A 17,138-nucleotide genomic window follows, 5' to 3' on the forward strand; every position below is an offset into this window, starting at 1 on the left:
TCAGTTCAGTACATTTTCAGCGGGTAACCGGCCCCCAGGCCGGCTCCCGCACTTCGCCCTCGGAGGCCGGCAGGCTATACGCCGCACCTCCGTCTGCGGATACCACGGTCAGTACGCCTTCCCCGTTCTGACGGGTTGCGTAGATCAGCAACCTGCCATTGGGAGCCACACTGGGTGATTCATCGGAGCCGGTGCGGGTAATAACCGTCTCTTCGCCGGTCTCCAGGTTCGTTCTGGCAATATGGAAGGCACTGTCGCGCTGATGAACGTAATAGACATAGTCACCCGTGGGGCTCGGTCGCGGCCTTGCGTTGTAGCGACTGCCAAAGGTAATTCGACGCGGCTCAGCCCCCGGGCGTTCCATGTGATAGAGCTGCGGACCACCGGAGCGATCAGAGGTAAAGTAGATACCCCGGTCGGCATGGTCCCATGCGGCTTCGGTATCAATCGCCCAATGGTCTGTCAAACGCGTCAGATTGCGGCTGGCAAGGTCCATTCGGTAAATCTCGGCGTTACCGTCACGGGAAAGCGTCATCAACAGCGAACGGCCATCGGCCGACCAGGCCGGTGCCGAGTTCAGCCCCGGGAAGTCTGCGACCTTCTGGCGCTCACCGGTAGCCAGTTCGTGGACAAAAATCACCGGCTTGCCAGTCTCGAAGGAAACATAGGCCAGTTTCTTTCCATCCGGCGACCACGCCGGTGACAGAATGGGCTCCCGGCTTTCCAGCCGGACTTTGGAGCGCTTACCATCCACATCGCTGACCTGAAGTCGGTAACGGGTCTGCTCGCCCTCACCAGACACGGTGATGTAGGCCAGCTTGGTGGAGAATACACCGGGAGCTCCGGTAATAGCCTCATACACCCGGTCACTGATGTGGTGGCCCAGCGATCGCAGGTTAGAGGCAGGAACTGCCGCCGTTTCACCAAGAATCCGCTTCTCCTGGTTAACATCAAACAACTCGTAGCGGGCCTGAATCCGATCACCATTGCGGGTCAGCTGCCCCACCAGCACATAGCGCTGCCCCAGCATGCGCCAGTCCCGGAAATACACCTCGGAGCGCTCAGAGGGAAGGCTCAGCATTTTTGATGGTTCTAGCGGACGAAACTCACCACTCATGGTCAGATCTGCCTGCACGATACTGCCCACCTTGTCCCCGGCGGGCATACTGCCACTCTCAGCGAACGGTACGACGGCAATCGGAATGGCCGACCCCGCACCTTCGGTGATGCGGATCAACAGTTCCGCCCGGGCGCTCAGGGATGCCGCCAAAAACAGCACCAGGCAGGCAATAATCGGTGTCTTCAGAAAGCTACCAGAGCAACGGAATCTGCTTTTCATAAACATTATCAACCTCACCGCAGTCTTTGCGGGTTGAATTCAATCGTGAACTGGCGGAAATAACGCTCAAACGTGTCACGATTATCCGGAATGGGATAGCGGTTCAATGATCGGACCGCACTCAGGGCCGAGTTATCAAACGCAGTGTTGCCACTGCTACCGACCAACTTCACACTGGCCAGTTCACCGGTGGGCAACAGTGTGATCTGCAACCTCGCCGTCATGTTTTCAGTCGCTGAGGACGGCGGATACCACGCCTGGCTTAACCGCTCGCGAATCAACGCCTGGTATTTCTCACTCTCGCTCAGCATCTGTGCTTCTCTGGCACGTGCTGCCGCGGCTTCCTGCTGGCGGCGGGCTTCCGCTTCACGCTCCTGTCTGGCCTGATCCGCCAGTGCTTCCAGCTGCTGTTCACGCAGGCGCCTCTCAGCCTCAAGACGTTTCCGCTCCGCCTCTTTGCGAGCTTCCTCTTCGCGGCGCTGTCGTTCAGCCTCTTCTTTCTTTCGCTGTTCTTCCTGGCGGCGCTTTTCTTCCTCGGCACGGCGCTTAGCTTCTTCTTGCCGCTTGCGCTCTTCCTCAGCTTTCTGCCGCTCCCGCTCTTTGGCTTCGGCTTCCGCTTTCTGGCGCGCCGCTTCACGCTCTCTGGCTTGCTTCTCTGCCAGCTCCTTTGCCTGCGCCTCTTGCTGACGACGCTCTTCTTCGCGCCTGCGAGCTTCTTCCTGAGCCTTCCGTTCCGCCTCCTGCCGGGCTTTTTCTTCAGCCTGGCGCTGGCGTTCGGCTTCTTCCCGCTCGCGCGCCTGTGCCTGCTTGCGCTCCTGCTCTTTATCCGCCTCGTCCTGCTCTTCCACCACCGGTGTCGGCCTTGGTTCAGGACTGATCAGCCGGGCCGAAATACTTCTGGGCTCCGGTTCTGGTGGCGTATTCCACGACCACCCGGCCAGAGCAATACCGAACACCAGCAGGTGCAGCCCTACCGAGACCGCCACCGGTGATTTCAGAGGTGCTTTTCCGGTACTGACGATGTCCCGCTTGTGGCCCTTCAAAATGTCACCATCTTCCAATTACTGATTATCATTGGGCGCGTCGGTAATCAGGCCAATCCCGGTGGCCCCGGCAGCCTGAAGCTCAGCCATCAGGCGCACCACCACACCGTAGTCCACGTACTCATCGCCCCGGACGAGCACTTCACCGTTGCTCCGTTGGGACAGAATCTTTGCCACCTGGTTGCGCACCTCGTCCAGCGCCATCGGCTCGCTGGCGTCGTCACCCACTTCCAGGTAGTAGGCCCCATTGCTATCCACAGATACGGTGATGGATTCCACGTCTTTGTCCTGCTGAATCGGATCGGAGGTTGTCTCCGGCAGATCCACCTTCACGCCCTGGGTGAGCATCGGTGCCGTCACCATGAAGATCACCAGAAGCACCAGCATCACATCGATGTAGGGGACTACGTTGATCTCAGACATCGGCTTGCGCCGTTGCTGAGGCATCATTCCCATACCTTTCATCTCGCTATACTCCTGTTACCGCCAGATGGCAACTTATGCTGCGGCCTGATCGCTGTTGTGGACCCGGCGATGCAGAATGCTGGAAAACTCTTCCGCAAAGGTTTCATAGTTCTTCAGCAAGGCGTCTGACATGGCCGAGAACCGGTTATAGGCAATGACCGCAGGGATGGCCGCGAACAGGCCCATCGCCGTGGCAATCAACGCCTCAGAGATACCCGGCGCCACCGTGGCCAGCGTGGCTTGCTGCACCTGGGCCAGCCCGCGGAAGGAGTTCATGATGCCCCACACGGTACCGAACAGGCCAACGTAGGGACTGGTGGAACCGACCGTCGCCAGGAACGGCAGATGGGTTTCCAGGCGCTCCTGCTCCCGGGAAAAAGCCACGCGCATGGCTCTTTGGGTACCTTCCATCACGGCGTCGGCATCTCGGCTCTGCTGACGAAGGCGGGAGAACTCTTTGAACCCTGCCCGGAAAACAGACTCCATACCAGAAAACGGCGTTGGCTCCGCACTCACTTCTTTGTAGAGCTGGCCCAGATCCATTCCGGACCAGAACCGGTCCTCAAATTCCAGTTGAGCCTGACGGGCTTTCCGGAAGACCTGCAGGCGCTGGAAAATCAGTGCCCAGGAGACGACCGATGCCAGCATCAGCAAGAGCATGACCAACTGCACCAAAATCCCTGCATTCGCAATCAGATGCCAGACTGACAGTTCCGTTTCCACTGTTCACTCCCAAGTAGTTTTGTAAATCTTTCAACAAATTATACGAAATTCTTAAGAATTTCCTGCATATTTTCCGGAAGACGCCGGGGTTTACCGGTATCCAGTGCAACACAGGCCACACGGACGTCTGCATCACACAGCAACTGCCGATCATCCGCCCGATACACGCATTGCCGAAAGCCCATCCAGACCCGAGATGCCGCTTTCAGCTCAGCCGTAACCAGCAACTGATCATCCAGCTTCGCGGGCATCCGGAAGTGCAGATTCATCTTTTGCACCACGTAGCTGATGTTGTGCTCCAGCCCCGCACGAAGCCCGACACCCTGGCTACGGACCCACTCCGTTCTGGCACGCTCCATGTAGTGCAGGTATTTGGCATGAAAAACAATGCCACCGGCATCTGTATCTTCTATGTAGACCCGAACCGGCAATTCAAAGCTGGCAGAGGGATCACTCAAACAGGTCGTCCTCCCGGCCGGATCTGGGCGGCACCACTCCGAAATGCTGGTAGGCATTCGACGTTACCATACGCCCTCTCGGTGTACGCACCATGTACCCCTGCTGAATCAGGAACGGCTCCAGTACGTCCTCAATGGTACCCCGCTCCTCACTGATTGCGGCCGCCAGACTCTCCACACCCACCGGGCCACCATCAAATTTCTCGATCATGGCCAGCAACAGGCGACGGTCCATGTGGTCGAAGCCCTGGCTGTCCACCTTCAGCATGTTCAGTGCCTGGTCGGCAATATCCGCCGTGATATGGCCATTGGAGCGCACTTCGGCAAAATCCCTGACCCGGCGCAGCAGCCGGTTGGCAATCCTCGGGGTTCCCCGGGACCGGCGGGCAATCTCGAACGCCCCAGCCTCGTCGATTTCCACCGACGACAGCCGGGCCGAACGGGTAATAATATGGGTGAGGTCCTGGTGATTGTAGAACTCCAGGCGCTGGACAATGCCGAACCGGTCTCTCAGTGGCGACGTCAGCAGACCAGCACGAGTGGTTGCCCCAACCAGCGTAAACGGCGGCAGATCCAGCTTGATAGACCGTGCAGCCGGCCCTTCACCAATCATGATATCCAGCTGATAGTCTTCCATGGCCGGATAGAGCACTTCCTCCACCGCCGCACTCAGGCGATGGATCTCGTCGATAAACAGGACGTCACCTTCCTCGAGGTTGGTGAGCATGGCAGCCAGGTCTCCGGCCTTTTCCAGTACCGGGCCGGACGTCGTCTTGATCGAGACACCCATCTCATTGGCAATGATGTTGGCCAGAGTGGTTTTACCAAGCCCGGGAGGGCCGAAAATCAGCACATGATCCAGCGCTTCCTGGCGCCCCCGGGCAGCGGAGATAAAAATCTCCATCTGTTCGCGTACCGTAGGCTGGCCCACATACTCGGAAAGCAACGTCGGACGGATGGCCCGATCATGCACTTCCTCATATTCTCCGGCCTTGGCCGATATCAATCGGTCCGATTCAATCATGGCATTATCCGCTTGCTGGGAATAAACAACATGCCCGCTGGCTCACCCTGTAAGTCAGGTTGCACCAATTGTACAAAGGGGCGCTTGTGAGTCACGTTACGCTCTATACACATTGGTGTCATGGTTCTGTGGCCATAGCCGACACAAAAACGCCGGGTTGTTACCCGGCGGGAATCATATTCTTCAGGGCCAGACGTATCAGCGTTTCGCTGTTCATATCCGGGCCGGCCACCTTGCTGATCGCCTTGGCCGCCTCCTGGGGCTTGTAGCCAAGCGCAATCAATGCGGCCTCCGCCTCCTCACGTGGGTCAGGTCCAGCCTGACTCGCCATAGCCGCCCCGGCTCCAGTCGGCACATCGGGCTGAGACGGGACGAACTGCCCTTCCAGCTGCCCTATCCTGTCGGCCATTTCAATCAACAGCCTCTCGGCCGTTTTTTTGCCGACACCGGGCAGTTTCACCAGCGAATTCGCGTCCCGAGCCTCGACACAGCGGATGAATTGCTGAGCATCCAGGCCCGACAGAATGCCCACGGCAAGTTTGGGGCCAACACCGTTAACCTTGATCAGCAGCCGGAACAGATTTCGATCCAGACGGGAGGCAAAACCATAAAGGCTCTGGGCGTCTTCACGAACGGCGAAATGGGTATGAAGGGTTACTTCCTGCCCGGTCTCGGGCAGATGAAAAAACGTGGTGTAGGGAATGTCAATTTCGTAACCCAGGCCGGAACATTCCACCAGCGCCTGCCCGGGAGACTTTTCAATCAGCATTCCTCGGATTCGACCAATCAAACCGGCTCTCCTGTCGCGGCAAACCGCCGCTTATGGTTGGCGTACGCGGCCGCTTCTGACCTTACCTCCGGTCCTGGCCATACGTAATACACTCTGGTTCATATGGGCATGGCACAGGGCTATGGCCAGGGCATCGGCGGCATCCGCCTGTGGTTTTCGGGACAGTCCCAGAAGCGCCTGCACCATGTGCTGCACCTGGGATTTATCCGCTCCACCAGTACCCACCACCGCCTGCTTCACCTGCCGGGCAGAATACTCATGGACCGCCAGGCCACTGTTGGCAGCACTGACGATTGCAGCTCCCCTTGCCTGACCGAGCTTCAGGGCCGAGTCCGGATTCCGCGCCATGAACACCTGCTCAATAGCGAACTCCTCCGGGCGATACTCACCAATCAGCACGGCGAGACTGTGAAAAATGGTCTGCAGCCTCTCCGCCATTGGCTTTTCACCTACTCGGATGCAGCCACTGTCGAGGTACTCAAGAAGCCGGCCTTCTGAACGAATAAGACCGTAACCGGTGATGCGGGAGCCGGGGTCTACCCCCAGGATGATTGCCATCCGCCTGCCCTCAGAAGTGAGAGAGTCTGGCCGTGCCGGAGATGGGGTACCACCTCCGGCATCGTGCCTTTACTCTTTATCTTCTGCCTTGTTGCCTTCAATGGCTTTAGCAGAACGGCGCAGACGAATATGCAGCTCCTTCAGCTGCTTCTCGTCCACCTCGCCCGGCGCCTGAGTCATCAGACAGGTGGCGCTCTGGGTTTTCGGGAAAGCGATGACGTCGCGGATTGACGAAGAACCGGTCATCAGCATCACCAGACGATCCAGACCAAAGGCCAGACCACCGTGAGGCGGGCAACCAAATTTCAGGGCATCCAGCAGGAAGCCAAACTTGGCACGAGCCTCTTCCTCTCCGATACCCAGGATACGGAACACCGCTTCCTGCATTTTCTCATCGTGGATACGGATAGAACCACCGCCCAGCTCGGTACCATTGAGCACCATGTCATAGGCGCGGGACAAGGCGTTCGCCGGGTCTGCTGCCAGCTCTTCCGGGCTGCAGGACGGCGCCGTGAACGGGTGGTGGATAGCGGTCAGATTGCCATCCGGCAGTTCCTCGAACATCGGGAAGTCAACAACCCACATTGGTGCCCACTCGCAGGTAAGCATGTTGAGGTCGTGACCTACCTTGATGCGCAGGGCGCCGAGGGCTTCATTCACGACGGTAGCCTTATCGGCGCCGAAGAAGACAATATCGCCGTCTTCCGCACCTACGCGTTCCATGATGGCCAGCGCAACGTCGTCACCCAGGAACTTCACGATTGGCGACTGCAGGCCTTCGGCACCCTTGGCCAGTTCGTTTACCTTGATGTAGGCCAGACCCTTGGCACCGTAGATACCAACAAACTTGGTGTAATCATCAATCTGTTTACGGGTCAGCTCGGCACCCTTGGGCACGCGCAGGGCGGCAACACGGCCTTTGGGGTCTTTGGCGGGACCTGCGAACACCTTGAAGTCCACGCTTTCCACCAGATCACCCACATCCTGAAGCTCCAGAGGAATACGCAGGTCCGGCTTGTCGCTGCCGTAACGCTGCATGGCTTCAGAATACGGCATGCGCGGAAACTCCGGCAGCTCAACATCCAGCACATCCTTGAACAGGGAACGAATCATTTCCTCGTTCAGGCCCATCAGGGTTTCTTCGTCGATGAAGGAAGCCTCGATGTCCACCTGGGTAAACTCGGGCTGACGATCAGCACGCAGATCCTCATCGCGGAAACACTTGGCAATCTGGTAGTAGCGATCGACACCGGAAACCATCAGCAACTGTTTGAACAGCTGCGGCGACTGCGGCAGGGCGAAGAAGGAACCCTCGTGGGTTCGGCTCGGTACCAGGTAGTCACGGGCACCTTCCGGGGTGGCGCGGGTCAGGATCGGTGTTTCCACATCCATGAATCCGCGGCTGTCCAGGAAGTTACGGATGTAGCTGGTCACACGGGAGCGGAACCGCAGACGGTTGATCATCTCCGGGCGACGCAGATCTACGAAACGGTACCGCAGGCGAACATCCTCGCCCACGTCGACGTGCTCATCCAGCGGGAACGGCGGGGTGGCGGCTGCGTTCAGAATGACCAGCTCTTTGCCCAACAGCTCGACCTGGCCAGTGGGCATGTTGTTGTTCTCGGTACCCGCGGGGCGACGACGAACGCGGCCGGTCACCTTGATAACAAATTCGCTGCGGACTTTCTCCGCCAGAGCAAAACTTTCAGGGGTGTCCGGATCGACCACAACCTGAGACATGCCATCCCGATCTCGCAGATCCAGAAAGATGACCCCACCGTGGTCACGGCGGCGGTGTACCCATCCGCAGAGTGTGACTTCCTGATCGATGTGAGATTCGTTAATCCCACCGCAATAATGGCTGCGCATATCGGTTCCCGTTCGTTCTGAATGTGTTCGCGTTGAATCAAAGAATTTGGGCGGCTATAGCCGAAAAGCCGCCCATTATAAACACAATGGCTTTGAAAATCAGGCGTCCGGAAACAGAATTGACACCGGATATCCGGCAGCGGGATGACTATCAAAAAACCGGGGGCTAGAATGCATGGTTTGACCGGACCATGGAGTAAGACGTTGGCCACCCGAGCGGAACAGAAACTGAAAACCCGTCGAGCACTGATGGACGCTGCCCTCGCCCAACTGAGCGCAGACCGGGGCTTTGGCAGCCTGAGTTTGCGGGAAGTCGCCCGGGAGGCCGGCATTGCCCCCACATCCTTTTATCGGCACTTCGCCGAGCTGGACGAGCTTGGCCTGGCCCTGGTGGACGAAGGCGGCGTGGCCCTGCGGCAGCTGATGCGCCAGGCCCGTAAACGTATTGCCCGGGACGGCAGTGCGATTTCCACTTCGGTGGACACCTTCATGGAGTACCTGGGTAACAACGCCAACCTGTTCCGCCTGATGCTGAGGGAGCGCACCGGCGTATCCAAGCCTTTCCGGACGGCGGTGAAAGCAGAAATCGACCATTTCGTAACGGAGCTGGCCGACGATCTTGGCCGGTTTGCCGACGAACAGAACAAACCCCTGGCGGAAGCCAGGATTGTCGCCGAAGCAATGGTCACACTGGTCTTCAATCAAGGCGCCGAGGCGCTGGATGCAACCCCGAAAGAGCGAGAAGAACTCAAGCAGAAATTGAAAACCGAGCTGAGAATGATTCTGGTGGGTTCCCAGACCCTGGCCCAGTGGCAGCAGGGTCTGGATTGAGCTACTAAATCTTAGGCAAGTTGCTCAAGTAGCGGCTGCAGCTTTGCTTTCACACTGGCTAGCTGCTCTTCTGTGTAAGGTACAGGAGGCTGCTTGCCCCACACCGGGCCCGGCCAGGCCGGGTCGCCCTGATAGCGGACAATATGATGCAAGTGCAACTGGGGCACCATATTGCCCAGCGCTGCCACATTCATTTTGTCGCCACCGAACAGTTCCATCATCCCCTCACTCAATGCAGAGGACTCGAATAGCAGACGTTGCTGCTGCTCGTTCGGCAACTCATAGATTTCCCGAATGCCTGATACGCGGGGTACCAGGATAACCCAGGGCCAGGTGTTGTCGTTCATCAGCAAGACATCACACAGACGGCTTTCCCCCAGCTTGTGGGTATCTGCCGCCAAACGCTCGTGAAGCTGGAACATCAACACCCCTCCCCGGCCGTCAGACCGCTGAATGGAACTGGTTACGGCCGCGGCCAATGGCGTAGTAGATCAGGCCATGACGATCCAGCATTTCCGGCTCGTACAGGTTGCGACCATCAAACACCACCGGCTCACTCAGGGTTGAGGCAATCACATCAAAGTCCGGTGAGCGGAACTCTTTCCACTCGGTGCAGATCACCAATACGTCAGCACCCTTCAACGCCTGTTCCTTGGTACCGCACAAAGTCAGTCCCTCGTGATCCCCGTAGATGCGCTGGGTTTCCTCCATGGCTTCCGGATCGAAAGCCTGCACCTTCGCACCGGCTTTCCAGAGATCTTCCATCAGGGTGCGGGAAGATGCTTCGCGCATGTCATCTGTGTTGGGCTTGAACGCCAGACCCCAGAGCGCCACGGTCTTGCCCTTCAGATCACCCTGAAAGTAGTGCGAGACCTTGTCGAACAGCACATGCTTCTGGGCATAGTTCACTGCTTCCACCGCGTTCAGCAGCTTGGACTCGTAGTCGCAGTCGCGGGCGGTGCGGGCCAGGGCCTGCACATCTTTCGGGAAGCAGGAACCGCCGTAACCGCAACCCGGGTAGATAAAGTGGTAACCGATACGCGGATCAGAACCGATACCCCGGCGAACTTCTTCAATATCCGCACCCAGCCGCTCCGCCAGGTTTGCCACTTCGTTCATGAAGCTGATCTTGGTGGCCAGCATGGCATTGGCCGCGTACTTGGTCAGCTCAGCAGAACGGATGTCCATGAAGATCATGCGATCGTGGTTGCGGTTGAACGGGTAGTACACTTCCCGCAACAAATCCGCCGCCTTTTCGCTCTCGGTGCCAACCACAATCCGGTCCGGCTTCATGAAATCGTTGATGGCAGCGCCTTCTTTCAGGAATTCCGGATTGGACACCACATCAAAATCCAGTTCCAGCCCCCGCTTGTCCAGCTGGGCACGAACCGCCGCCTTTACTTTGTCGCCAGTCCCGACCGGTACGGTGGACTTGTCCACCACCACCTTGTAATCCTCCATGTGCTGCCCAATGGATTTCGCCACTGCCAGAACATACTGAAGGTCCGCAGAACCATCTTCATCCGGTGGCGTGCCAACGGCGATAAACTGAAGGGTACCGTGCTTGACCGCTTCCTCGGTGTCCGTGGTAAATGCCAGGCGACCTGCCTCAACGGTGTGCTTGACGATGTTGTCCAGGCCTGGCTCGTAAATAGGAATCTGGCCGTTCTTCAGTTTTTCGATCTTGCCCTGGTCCACATCCATGCACAGCACGTGGTGCCCGACATCCGCCAGACAGGCGCCGGTCACAAGGCCGACATAACCGGTTCCGAAAATCGTAATCTTCATGCAACTCTTCCTGAAAATTTAGAATGAAAACTGTCAGTGGCCTGCTTTCTTTTGCTGCCAGATCTTTTCCCAGGCCAGCGCGGTCCGCACAATGGTATTCAGATCGTCGTAATCCGGCTGCCAGCCCAGCACGCTCTTGATCCGTGTATTATCGGCCATCAGCGCGGCCGGGTCGCCGGCTCGGCGTTCGGTTTCCTGTACCGGGAAATCAACGCCGGACTCGGCTTTCACCACATCGATCACTTCACGCACGGTGAAACCACGGCCATAACCGCAATTGAGTACCTGGGACTCGCCACCTTTGGCCATATAATCCAGCGCCATAACATGGGCCTTGGCCAGATCTTCCACGTGGATGTAGTCACGGATACAGGTACCGTCACGAGTCTCGTAGTCGGTGCCAAACACACTCATGCCGTCTCGCTGCCCGGTCACGCACTCGCAGGCTACCTTGATCAGGTGCGTTGCCTCCGGCGTTGCCTGCCCCAACAAGCCGTCCGAATTGGCGCCGGCCACATTGAAATAGCGCAGGATGACGTAATTCAGACTGCTGGCGGCGGCGAGGTCCATTATCATGCGCTCGCTCATCATTTTCGAGGCGCCGTAGGGGTTGATGGGAGCCAGCGGCAGGTCTTCCGTCAGTACGGTTTGCTCGGGCATTCCGTAAACCGCCGCGGTGGAGGAGAACACCATGTAGGGAACCTGATGGCGTTCAACCGCCTTCAGAAGATTCAGGGTGTTACGGGTGTTATTGCTGTAATACTTGAGCGGATTGGCAACCGATTCCGGCACCACAATATTGGCGGCAAAATGCAGCACCGCCTCAAATCTGTGCTCGGAGAACACCGCTTCAAGCGCCTGCTCATCGGCGAGATCACCCACCACCAACTCGCCGGCGGTCACGGCCCAGCGATAGCCGGTGGACAGATTGTCGAACACGACAATGTCGTGGCCCGCGGCCGCCAACTGACGCACAACATGACTGCCAATGTACCCGGCACCACCCGTTACCAGTACTTTCATGGAGTTTTGCTCCCCTTCCCTGAGTGTTGTTTGCGACGTTGCCGGATTTCACGGCGACGCCGGCTGAAAAATTCAGATATCACCTGGCCGCATTGCTCTGCCAACACCCCAGCGGAAACCTCTACCCGCCAGTTCAGGTGCGGCTCTTCCAGGGTTCGTCTGGCGGATTCCACCGCTCCGGCCTTGGGCTCAAGGGCACCAAATACCAACCGGCTAACACGGCTGTGAACGATCGCACCGACACACATGGTGCAGGGCTCCAGGGTGACGTACAAGGTGGCACCGGCCAATCGATAATTGCCCACCCGGGCCGCCGCATCCCGTAACGCCCGGATTTCCGCATGGGCCGTGGGGTCACAGCCGGAAATCGGTGCATTGAAGCCCGCACCCACTTCCTTGCCGTCAAGCACAACCACGGCTCCTACCGGCACCTCACCGGCAGCATCCGCCTGGCTGGCCAGGGCCAGTGCCCGGGTCATCCAGAACTCATCCTCAGCAGCTGTCGTCACCGTCAAACAGCTCCCGGCCGCTTATTCCCACTCTATTATCAATAAGCCATTTTTGTCTTTTATTTTCAACGGCTTATTATACTGATAATCGGTAACACCATGATAAATACCATGCTCAGAAATTCCTTAAAAATAATTTCATTTTTTACTGGCAGCTCCTCTCAACAGGGTCAGAACCAGCCAAACCGGGTAAAAAGCCACCAACCCTGTGGAGACGCCCATCCCCGCTACTGTCAGAAAAAAGGTATAACGCTGACGCTAACCATTTTACCGTATCTCTCCCGACCCAACCTAAAGAGATTTCAGTCCCCCTCGAAGCCTGCCGAAATGCTCAGGGCAAGTGTCGGGAGTTCATTGCGCCCCAATGATACTATCGTGCCCTCGAAAAAACAGCGGGAACAGCCTTAAATGCGCGAACAATTGGAGCGATATCAAGTCTGGCTTTATCTCCTAGCCATCCTGGCCGGCATGACCATCGGCTGGATGTCATCAGAGCAGACCCGTCATTGGGAAGCGCTGCTTTGGCCCGCACTGGGCGTTCTCCTGTACACCACTTTCACTCAGGTACCACTGATACATCTCAGGTCGGCATTTCGTGATCGCCGCTTTCTGGCCGCTTTGCTGACGGGCAATTTTATTCTGATACCAGTGGTCGTTGGTCTTCTATTGTGGCTGTTACCGGATGATCCCGCTATTCGTCTCAGCGTGCTGCTGGTACTGCTGGTACCCTGTACGGACTGGTTTATCAGTTTTACCCATCTCGGTGGCGGGGACGGTGCCCGGGCCATCGCGGCCGCGCCGATCCTCCTGATTGTCCAGCTCATTTTGCTGCCCGTTTACATCTGGCTCTTCATGGGCAATATCGCCATTGAACTGGCGGTTGGCAGCCACTTGTTGCCAGCCTTCTTCGGACTGATTGTCACTCCGCTGATCCTGGCCTGGTTAACCGAACGGCTGACGGAAAAGCACCAGCGAGCGCAAACACTGGTGGACTGGCTTGGGTGTCTGCCCGTGCCATTGCTGGCGCTGGTGGTGTTTCTGATTGCCGGCTCCCAGGTCAGCCTGGTGATCGACAATGGCGCCCTGCTGTGGTCCGCGCTCCTAGTCTTTGTACTTTACCTGGTTGCCGCCGCCATTATCGGCAAGGGGCTCAGCGAACTATTCGGGTTCACACCCACTACCAGCTGCACCCTCACCTTCAGCTTTGGCACCCGAAACTCCTTCGTTATGCTGCCACTGGCCCTGTCACTGCCGGAACCCTGGCGGGCCGCTGTCGTTGTCATTGTTTTCCAATCCCTGGTCGAGTTGTTCGGTATGGTCGCGTATCTGCGCTGGCTGCCGCACCTGATCAGGCATTCCGACTGAGCCGGGAACGCAGCCTTACCCGGCACAACAGGACAATTGAGTCACGTCCTTGGTAAAAGTCTGGGCGCAGTGCTTGAGCCCTTCCACTGTGGTCCGGTAGGGAAACAGCTCTTCAGCCAATTTCTGCACGGTCATATTGGCCCGCATCGCCATGACCGCCGGCATGGCGCGAAGATCGAGCATAGCGTCGCCGCCGGCCATATTGATCCCGGCCCGGCTGCCCCCGGCGGCAGCCACATAGACGAACTGCGGTTGGTCGGTGCAATCGCCCGCCACTCAGGGCAGCGCACTACGGACACACGTAACGCCATGGGAGTCCAGTCCTTTCTATGTGGTTGCCTTTCTGCTAGGCTCACGATCAAATTCCGGGACCACTTGCATGATTAAACGCTGTTTCATAGTCGCAATGACGCTGTTGATTGCTTTGCAGTCAGTGGCATCTATTGCCTATGAAGCACAACCGCACAACCCCGCAATGCCACATTATGATGAGCATTCACACGAATCAGCGGATTTTTCCAGCGAAAATCAGGCAACCAAGTCGTCTCCCGACAGCCCCAGTCATTCAGCGGACCATGGCCATCACAGCCACAGCTGCTTTCACATGGTGTTGCTGGGAACCCTCACAGACATTTCCGGCTTGGCTGCGGGAATAGTACAGTCCGACTACCAAGCCAACTTCACCACCGGGGTTCAATCCTCCCTTTTCCGCCCTCCCGTTTCCTGACCCTGCGAATACCTTCCCCACCCGGGGAACAACTGTCATTTAGACTTTCGTAGGAGCAGCCTCATGCTTTTCAGAATGCCCATGAAAACTGGGCGGCGCGCAATGCCGTCCCACTCTATTATCCATGCCTTTTCCCTTCTAGCGCTGGCATTCGGTGCTGCCCTGGCACACGCCGGGGAGAAACCGCTCACTCTGTCCGAGGCCCTCTCGCGGACCATGGCGCAAAACCCCGGCCTCCAGGTCTTCGATTTTCGCCTTCAGGGCCTTGATGGCCGCCGCATTACGGCAGATCAAAATCCTGCCCTGGAGGCCGGCCTGGAAGTGGAAAACTTCCTCGGCAGCGACAATCTGCGAGGAGTTGACGGGGCAGAGTACACCCTATCCCTGTCATCGGTTCTCGAACTTGGCGGCAAGCGTCAGGCCCGCGTCAGCGTGGTTGACTCACGATACGGGCGCGTCGAGGCCGAGCGCCGGGCCGAGACCCTGGATGTGCTCGGACAGGTGACCCAGCGCTTTGTCGCCACCCTGGCCCTGCAGGAAAAACTCCAACTCGCCGCTGAAGCCGTGGCGCTGGCCGAGGCCACCCACGAGATCGTCACCCGTCGCGCCGACCGCGGCGCGGCGCCCCAGGCCGAAGTCCTGCGCGCCAGGGCCGCGCTCACCCAGAGTCGTATTGAGCAGTCCCATCTGCGAGCCGCCTACGAGAGCCGGAAAATGGCTCTGGCTTCCCTGTGGGGTGATACCAGCCCGGACTTTCAAATGCTGGAAGGCGACCTGTTCCAGTTCGGTTCCTCCGACAACTTCGTTGCTCTGTACCAGCGGGTCAGCGACAGCCCGGCCATTCAAATCTACGCCAGCGAACAGCGTATCCGCGAAGCGGAAATTCAGCTGGCGCGCAGCCAGTCCGAGAGCGACATCCGTTGGCAGGTCGGCATCCGGCGCTTCGAAGAGACGGATGATACGGCCTTGACCGCTGGGCTCTCGGTACCGCTCTTTTCCGGACGGCGCAATCGCGGCGAGGTGCAGGCCGCCCTGGCGGCGCGGGATGAGGTCCGATTCCGCCGGGAGGATACCCTGCTGCGCCTCCATTCGCGCCTGTTCGACGCCTACCACTTGCGGCAACAAAGCATCGAGACTGTTGAGCAGATTCGCAGCCAAATGCTTCCCGACCTGACCGAGGCACTCACTCAGACCCGCGAAGCCTATGAAAACGGCCGCTACAGCTATGTGGAGTGGACCGCCGCACAGCGGGAGCTGCTCTCAGCACGGGAGGCACTGGTCGACGCCGCCACCACGGCGCTGCTCAACCAGGCGTTGATCGAACAACTTACGGCGCAGCCACTCGCGACTGTTCCGGGCGCCCCGACGCGCTAACCCACAAATTCAGGATTCACACCATGCAACTGATAAAACAACTCTGTCTGATTCTGGTGGCCACCTGCCTTGCCATCAGCCCCTTACAAGCTGCCGAGGAACAACACGACGAATCGCAGGCAGAGGCCAGGGGGCCTCACGGCGGCATACTGCTGCAACAGAACGACGCCACCGTCGAACTGCAGATCTTCGAGCAGGGGGTCCCACCGGAATACCGGGCCTGGGTCACCAGGGATGGCCGCGCCGTTACTGATGATATTGACCTCAATGTCCAGCTCACCCGCCTGGGTGGGCAAGTGGACACCTTCGACTTCGCCTACCAGGGGGACTACTGGCTGGGGGATGGCGTGGTGACCGAACCCCACTCCTTCGACGTAGAAGTGAGCCTCGCCATGGACGGCAAGAACTACCGCTGGCACTGGGAATCCCACGAAGGTCGCACCCGGATCGCCCCGGCTATCGCCCGAAAAGCGGGTATCACAACGGCCGCAGCCGGGCCGAGTGCCATCGAGCGCAGCCTCACCACCTACGGCAGCCTGACCACGGCACCGCAGCAGATTGCCCGGATCCGCGCCCGTTTCCCGGGCGTGGTCAGCCAGGTGAAGGTCAATCTGGGCGATCGGGTCGAGCGTGGTGACGTGCTCGCTCAAGTCGAGTCCAACGAAAGCCTGCAAACCTACGCACTGCGAGCGCCCATCGACGGGATCGTCATTGAGCGTCGGATCAGCAACGGAGAAATGACCGGGGAGCAACCCCTATTCGCCATTGCCGATTTGACCACTCTGTGGGCGGAATTCAAGGTCTTCCCCGGCCAACGGGCCGAGGTTGCCATTGGCCAGAAAGTCCGACTGAAGGCTGACGGCATTGACCGGGAAGGCACCATCCGCCACCTGCTGCCGGCACCCGGCAACGCGCCCTACACCCTGGCCCGGGTCGAAGTCGACAATGCCGAGGGACTGCTGACCCCCGGTTTGCTGGTGGCCGGGGATATCGTGGTGGAAACGGTGGAGGCCCCCTTGGTGGTTGACAACCGCGCCCTGCAATCCTTCCGGGACTGGACCGTGGTGTTTATTCAGGTGGATGACACCTACGAGATCCGCCCACTGGAGCTGGGCCGCAGCGACGGCAACCTGACTGAGGTGCTGGGCGGCCTGCAAGCAGGCGATCGCTATGTGGTGGAAAACAGTTATTTGATCAAGGCCGATATCGAAAAATCCGGCGCATCCCACGACCACTAACCCAGGAGGCTTTG

At 58.5% G+C, this 17,138-nt stretch carries 18 protein-coding genes and 1 pseudogene; 5 read left to right on the forward strand and 14 right to left on the reverse strand.

The features are described from left to right. Positions 1–16: 16 nt before the first annotated feature. The 9 genes from tolB to aspS all read right to left on the reverse strand — a co-directional run bounded on the left by tolB (position 17) and on the right by aspS (position 8,269). Positions 17–1,339: a Tol-Pal system beta propeller repeat protein TolB gene (gene tolB / locus JIF53_RS18440; protein WP_228285631.1), complete on the reverse strand. Its 1,323-nt coding sequence runs from the start codon at positions 1,337–1,339 to the stop codon at positions 17–19. 14 nt (positions 1,340–1,353) lie between these two features. Next, positions 1,354–2,382 carry a cell envelope integrity protein TolA gene (gene tolA, locus JIF53_RS18445; RefSeq protein ID WP_206769660.1) on the reverse strand — a complete coding sequence of 343 codons (1,029 nt, stop codon included), beginning with the start codon at positions 2,380–2,382 and terminating at the stop codon, positions 1,354–1,356. An 18-nt stretch (positions 2,383–2,400) separates the two neighbouring features. After that, positions 2,401–2,847 carry a protein TolR gene (gene tolR / locus JIF53_RS18450; protein ID WP_011785184.1) on the reverse strand — a complete coding sequence of 149 codons (447 nt, stop codon included), beginning with the start codon at positions 2,845–2,847 and terminating at the stop codon, positions 2,401–2,403. Between the two features lie 33 nt (positions 2,848–2,880). After that, positions 2,881–3,570, reverse strand: coding sequence for a protein TolQ (gene tolQ, locus JIF53_RS18455; protein ID WP_011785185.1), 690 nt, complete (start codon positions 3,568–3,570; stop codon positions 2,881–2,883). Positions 3,571–3,608: 38 nt separating this feature from the next. Beyond that, a complete protein-coding gene (gene ybgC, locus JIF53_RS18460) occupies positions 3,609–4,028 on the reverse strand; it encodes a tol-pal system-associated acyl-CoA thioesterase (RefSeq protein WP_011785186.1) in 420 nt (139 codons plus the stop codon). Next, positions 4,021–5,052 (reverse strand): Holliday junction branch migration DNA helicase RuvB, encoded by a 1,032-nt coding sequence (ruvB, locus tag JIF53_RS18465; RefSeq protein ID WP_011785187.1) that lies wholly within the window; start codon positions 5,050–5,052, stop codon positions 4,021–4,023. The genes ybgC and ruvB overlap by 8 nt, the downstream gene beginning before the upstream one ends. 160 nt (positions 5,053–5,212) lie before the next feature. Beyond that, complete coding sequence (gene ruvA / locus JIF53_RS18470) at positions 5,213–5,842, reverse strand: Holliday junction branch migration protein RuvA (RefSeq protein WP_014421260.1); 630 nt, start codon at positions 5,840–5,842, stop codon at positions 5,213–5,215. A gap of 30 nt (positions 5,843–5,872) precedes the next feature. Continuing rightward, on the reverse strand, positions 5,873–6,400 hold the full coding sequence (ruvC, locus tag JIF53_RS18475; RefSeq protein ID WP_011785189.1) for a crossover junction endodeoxyribonuclease RuvC: 528 nt from the start codon (positions 6,398–6,400) through the stop codon (positions 5,873–5,875). Between the two features lie 69 nt (positions 6,401–6,469). After that, positions 6,470–8,269: an aspartate--tRNA ligase gene (aspS, locus tag JIF53_RS18480; RefSeq protein WP_153740015.1), complete on the reverse strand. Its 1,800-nt coding sequence runs from the start codon at positions 8,267–8,269 to the stop codon at positions 6,470–6,472. Positions 8,270–8,473: 204 nt separating this feature from the next. Here aspS and fabR point away from each other — a divergent pair, with 204 nt between their 5' ends. Further along, positions 8,474–9,100, forward strand: coding sequence for an HTH-type transcriptional repressor FabR (gene fabR / locus JIF53_RS18485; RefSeq protein WP_014421258.1), 627 nt, complete (start codon positions 8,474–8,476; stop codon positions 9,098–9,100). A gap of 11 nt (positions 9,101–9,111) precedes the next feature. Here fabR and JIF53_RS18490 read toward each other — a convergent pair whose 3' ends face one another. The 4 genes from JIF53_RS18490 to tadA are packed head-to-tail and all read right to left on the reverse strand — an operon-like array spanning position 9,112 to position 12,420. Further along, positions 9,112–9,522, reverse strand: a complete 411-nt coding sequence (locus JIF53_RS18490) for an HIT domain-containing protein (RefSeq protein ID WP_199453931.1) — start codon at positions 9,520–9,522, stop codon at positions 9,112–9,114. 19 nt (positions 9,523–9,541) lie between these two features. Beyond that, positions 9,542–10,888, reverse strand: coding sequence for a UDP-glucose dehydrogenase family protein (locus tag JIF53_RS18495; RefSeq protein WP_022991079.1), 1,347 nt, complete (start codon positions 10,886–10,888; stop codon positions 9,542–9,544). Positions 10,889–10,921: 33 nt separating this feature from the next. After that, positions 10,922–11,911: a UDP-glucose 4-epimerase GalE gene (galE, locus tag JIF53_RS18500; protein ID WP_153740017.1), complete on the reverse strand. Its 990-nt coding sequence runs from the start codon at positions 11,909–11,911 to the stop codon at positions 10,922–10,924. Then, the gene (gene tadA / locus JIF53_RS18505) at positions 11,908–12,420 is read right to left on the reverse strand and encodes a tRNA adenosine(34) deaminase TadA (protein WP_153740018.1); all 513 of its coding nucleotides are present in this window, start codon (positions 12,418–12,420) and stop codon (positions 11,908–11,910) included. Before tadA ends, galE begins: the two co-directional genes overlap by 4 nt. A gap of 408 nt (positions 12,421–12,828) precedes the next feature. On the opposite strand from tadA, the gene JIF53_RS18510 reads away from it, so the two are divergent. Next, positions 12,829–13,785: an arsenic resistance protein gene (locus tag JIF53_RS18510; protein ID WP_153740019.1), complete on the forward strand. Its 957-nt coding sequence runs from the start codon at positions 12,829–12,831 to the stop codon at positions 13,783–13,785. Between the two features lie 15 nt (positions 13,786–13,800). Here the strand turns inward: JIF53_RS18510 and JIF53_RS19700 are convergent. Next, positions 13,801–14,058: pseudogene (locus JIF53_RS19700) on the reverse strand (mercuric reductase); the annotation flags it as partial. A 106-nt stretch (positions 14,059–14,164) separates the two neighbouring features. Here JIF53_RS19700 and JIF53_RS18520 point away from each other — a divergent pair. The 3 genes from JIF53_RS18520 to JIF53_RS18530 all read left to right on the forward strand — a co-directional run bounded on the left by JIF53_RS18520 (position 14,165) and on the right by JIF53_RS18530 (position 17,124). Continuing rightward, the gene (locus tag JIF53_RS18520; protein WP_153740020.1) at positions 14,165–14,512 is read left to right on the forward strand and encodes a hypothetical protein; all 348 of its coding nucleotides are present in this window, start codon (positions 14,165–14,167) and stop codon (positions 14,510–14,512) included. A 102-nt stretch (positions 14,513–14,614) separates the two neighbouring features. Beyond that, entirely contained in the window at positions 14,615–15,886 is a 1,272-nt protein-coding gene (locus tag JIF53_RS18525) for a TolC family protein (RefSeq protein ID WP_227548807.1), read from the forward strand. A 23-nt stretch (positions 15,887–15,909) separates the two neighbouring features. After that, positions 15,910–17,124, forward strand: a complete 1,215-nt coding sequence (locus JIF53_RS18530; protein WP_009575228.1) for an efflux RND transporter periplasmic adaptor subunit — start codon at positions 15,910–15,912, stop codon at positions 17,122–17,124. Positions 17,125–17,138 lie beyond the last annotated feature (14 nt).

Source organism: Marinobacter sp. bablab_jr008, from assembly GCF_016464145.1.
Taxonomy (GTDB): Bacteria; Pseudomonadota; Gammaproteobacteria; order Pseudomonadales; family Oleiphilaceae; genus Marinobacter; species Marinobacter nauticus.

What these genes read in the sequence shown, in the direction of transcription:
- tolB (WP_228285631.1), bottom strand. Translation starts at nt 1,339, where the DNA reads ATGAAAAGCAGATTCCGTTGCTCTGGTAGCTTTCTGAAGACACCGATT.
- tolR (WP_011785184.1), bottom strand. Translation starts at nt 2,847, where the DNA reads ATGAAAGGTATGGGAATGATGCCTCAGCAACGGCGCAAGCCGATGTCT.
- ruvB (WP_011785187.1), bottom strand. Translation starts at nt 5,052, where the DNA reads ATGATTGAATCGGACCGATTGATATCGGCCAAGGCCGGAGAATATGAG.
- ruvC (WP_011785189.1), bottom strand. Translation starts at nt 6,400, where the DNA reads ATGGCAATCATCCTGGGGGTAGACCCCGGCTCCCGCATCACCGGTTAC.
- aspS (WP_153740015.1), bottom strand. Translation starts at nt 8,269, where the DNA reads ATGCGCAGCCATTATTGCGGTGGGATTAACGAATCTCACATCGATCAG.
- JIF53_RS18490 (WP_199453931.1), bottom strand. Translation starts at nt 9,522, where the DNA reads ATGTTCCAGCTTCACGAGCGTTTGGCGGCAGATACCCACAAGCTGGGG.
- JIF53_RS18495 (WP_022991079.1), bottom strand. Translation starts at nt 10,888, where the DNA reads ATGAAGATTACGATTTTCGGAACCGGTTATGTCGGCCTTGTGACCGGC.
- galE (WP_153740017.1), bottom strand. Translation starts at nt 11,911, where the DNA reads ATGAAAGTACTGGTAACGGGTGGTGCCGGGTACATTGGCAGTCATGTT.
- JIF53_RS18510 (WP_153740019.1), top strand. Translation starts at nt 12,829, where the DNA reads ATGCGCGAACAATTGGAGCGATATCAAGTCTGGCTTTATCTCCTAGCC.
- JIF53_RS18520 (WP_153740020.1), top strand. Translation starts at nt 14,165, where the DNA reads ATGATTAAACGCTGTTTCATAGTCGCAATGACGCTGTTGATTGCTTTG.
- JIF53_RS18525 (WP_227548807.1), top strand. Translation starts at nt 14,615, where the DNA reads ATGCCGTCCCACTCTATTATCCATGCCTTTTCCCTTCTAGCGCTGGCA.
- JIF53_RS18530 (WP_009575228.1), top strand. Translation starts at nt 15,910, where the DNA reads ATGCAACTGATAAAACAACTCTGTCTGATTCTGGTGGCCACCTGCCTT.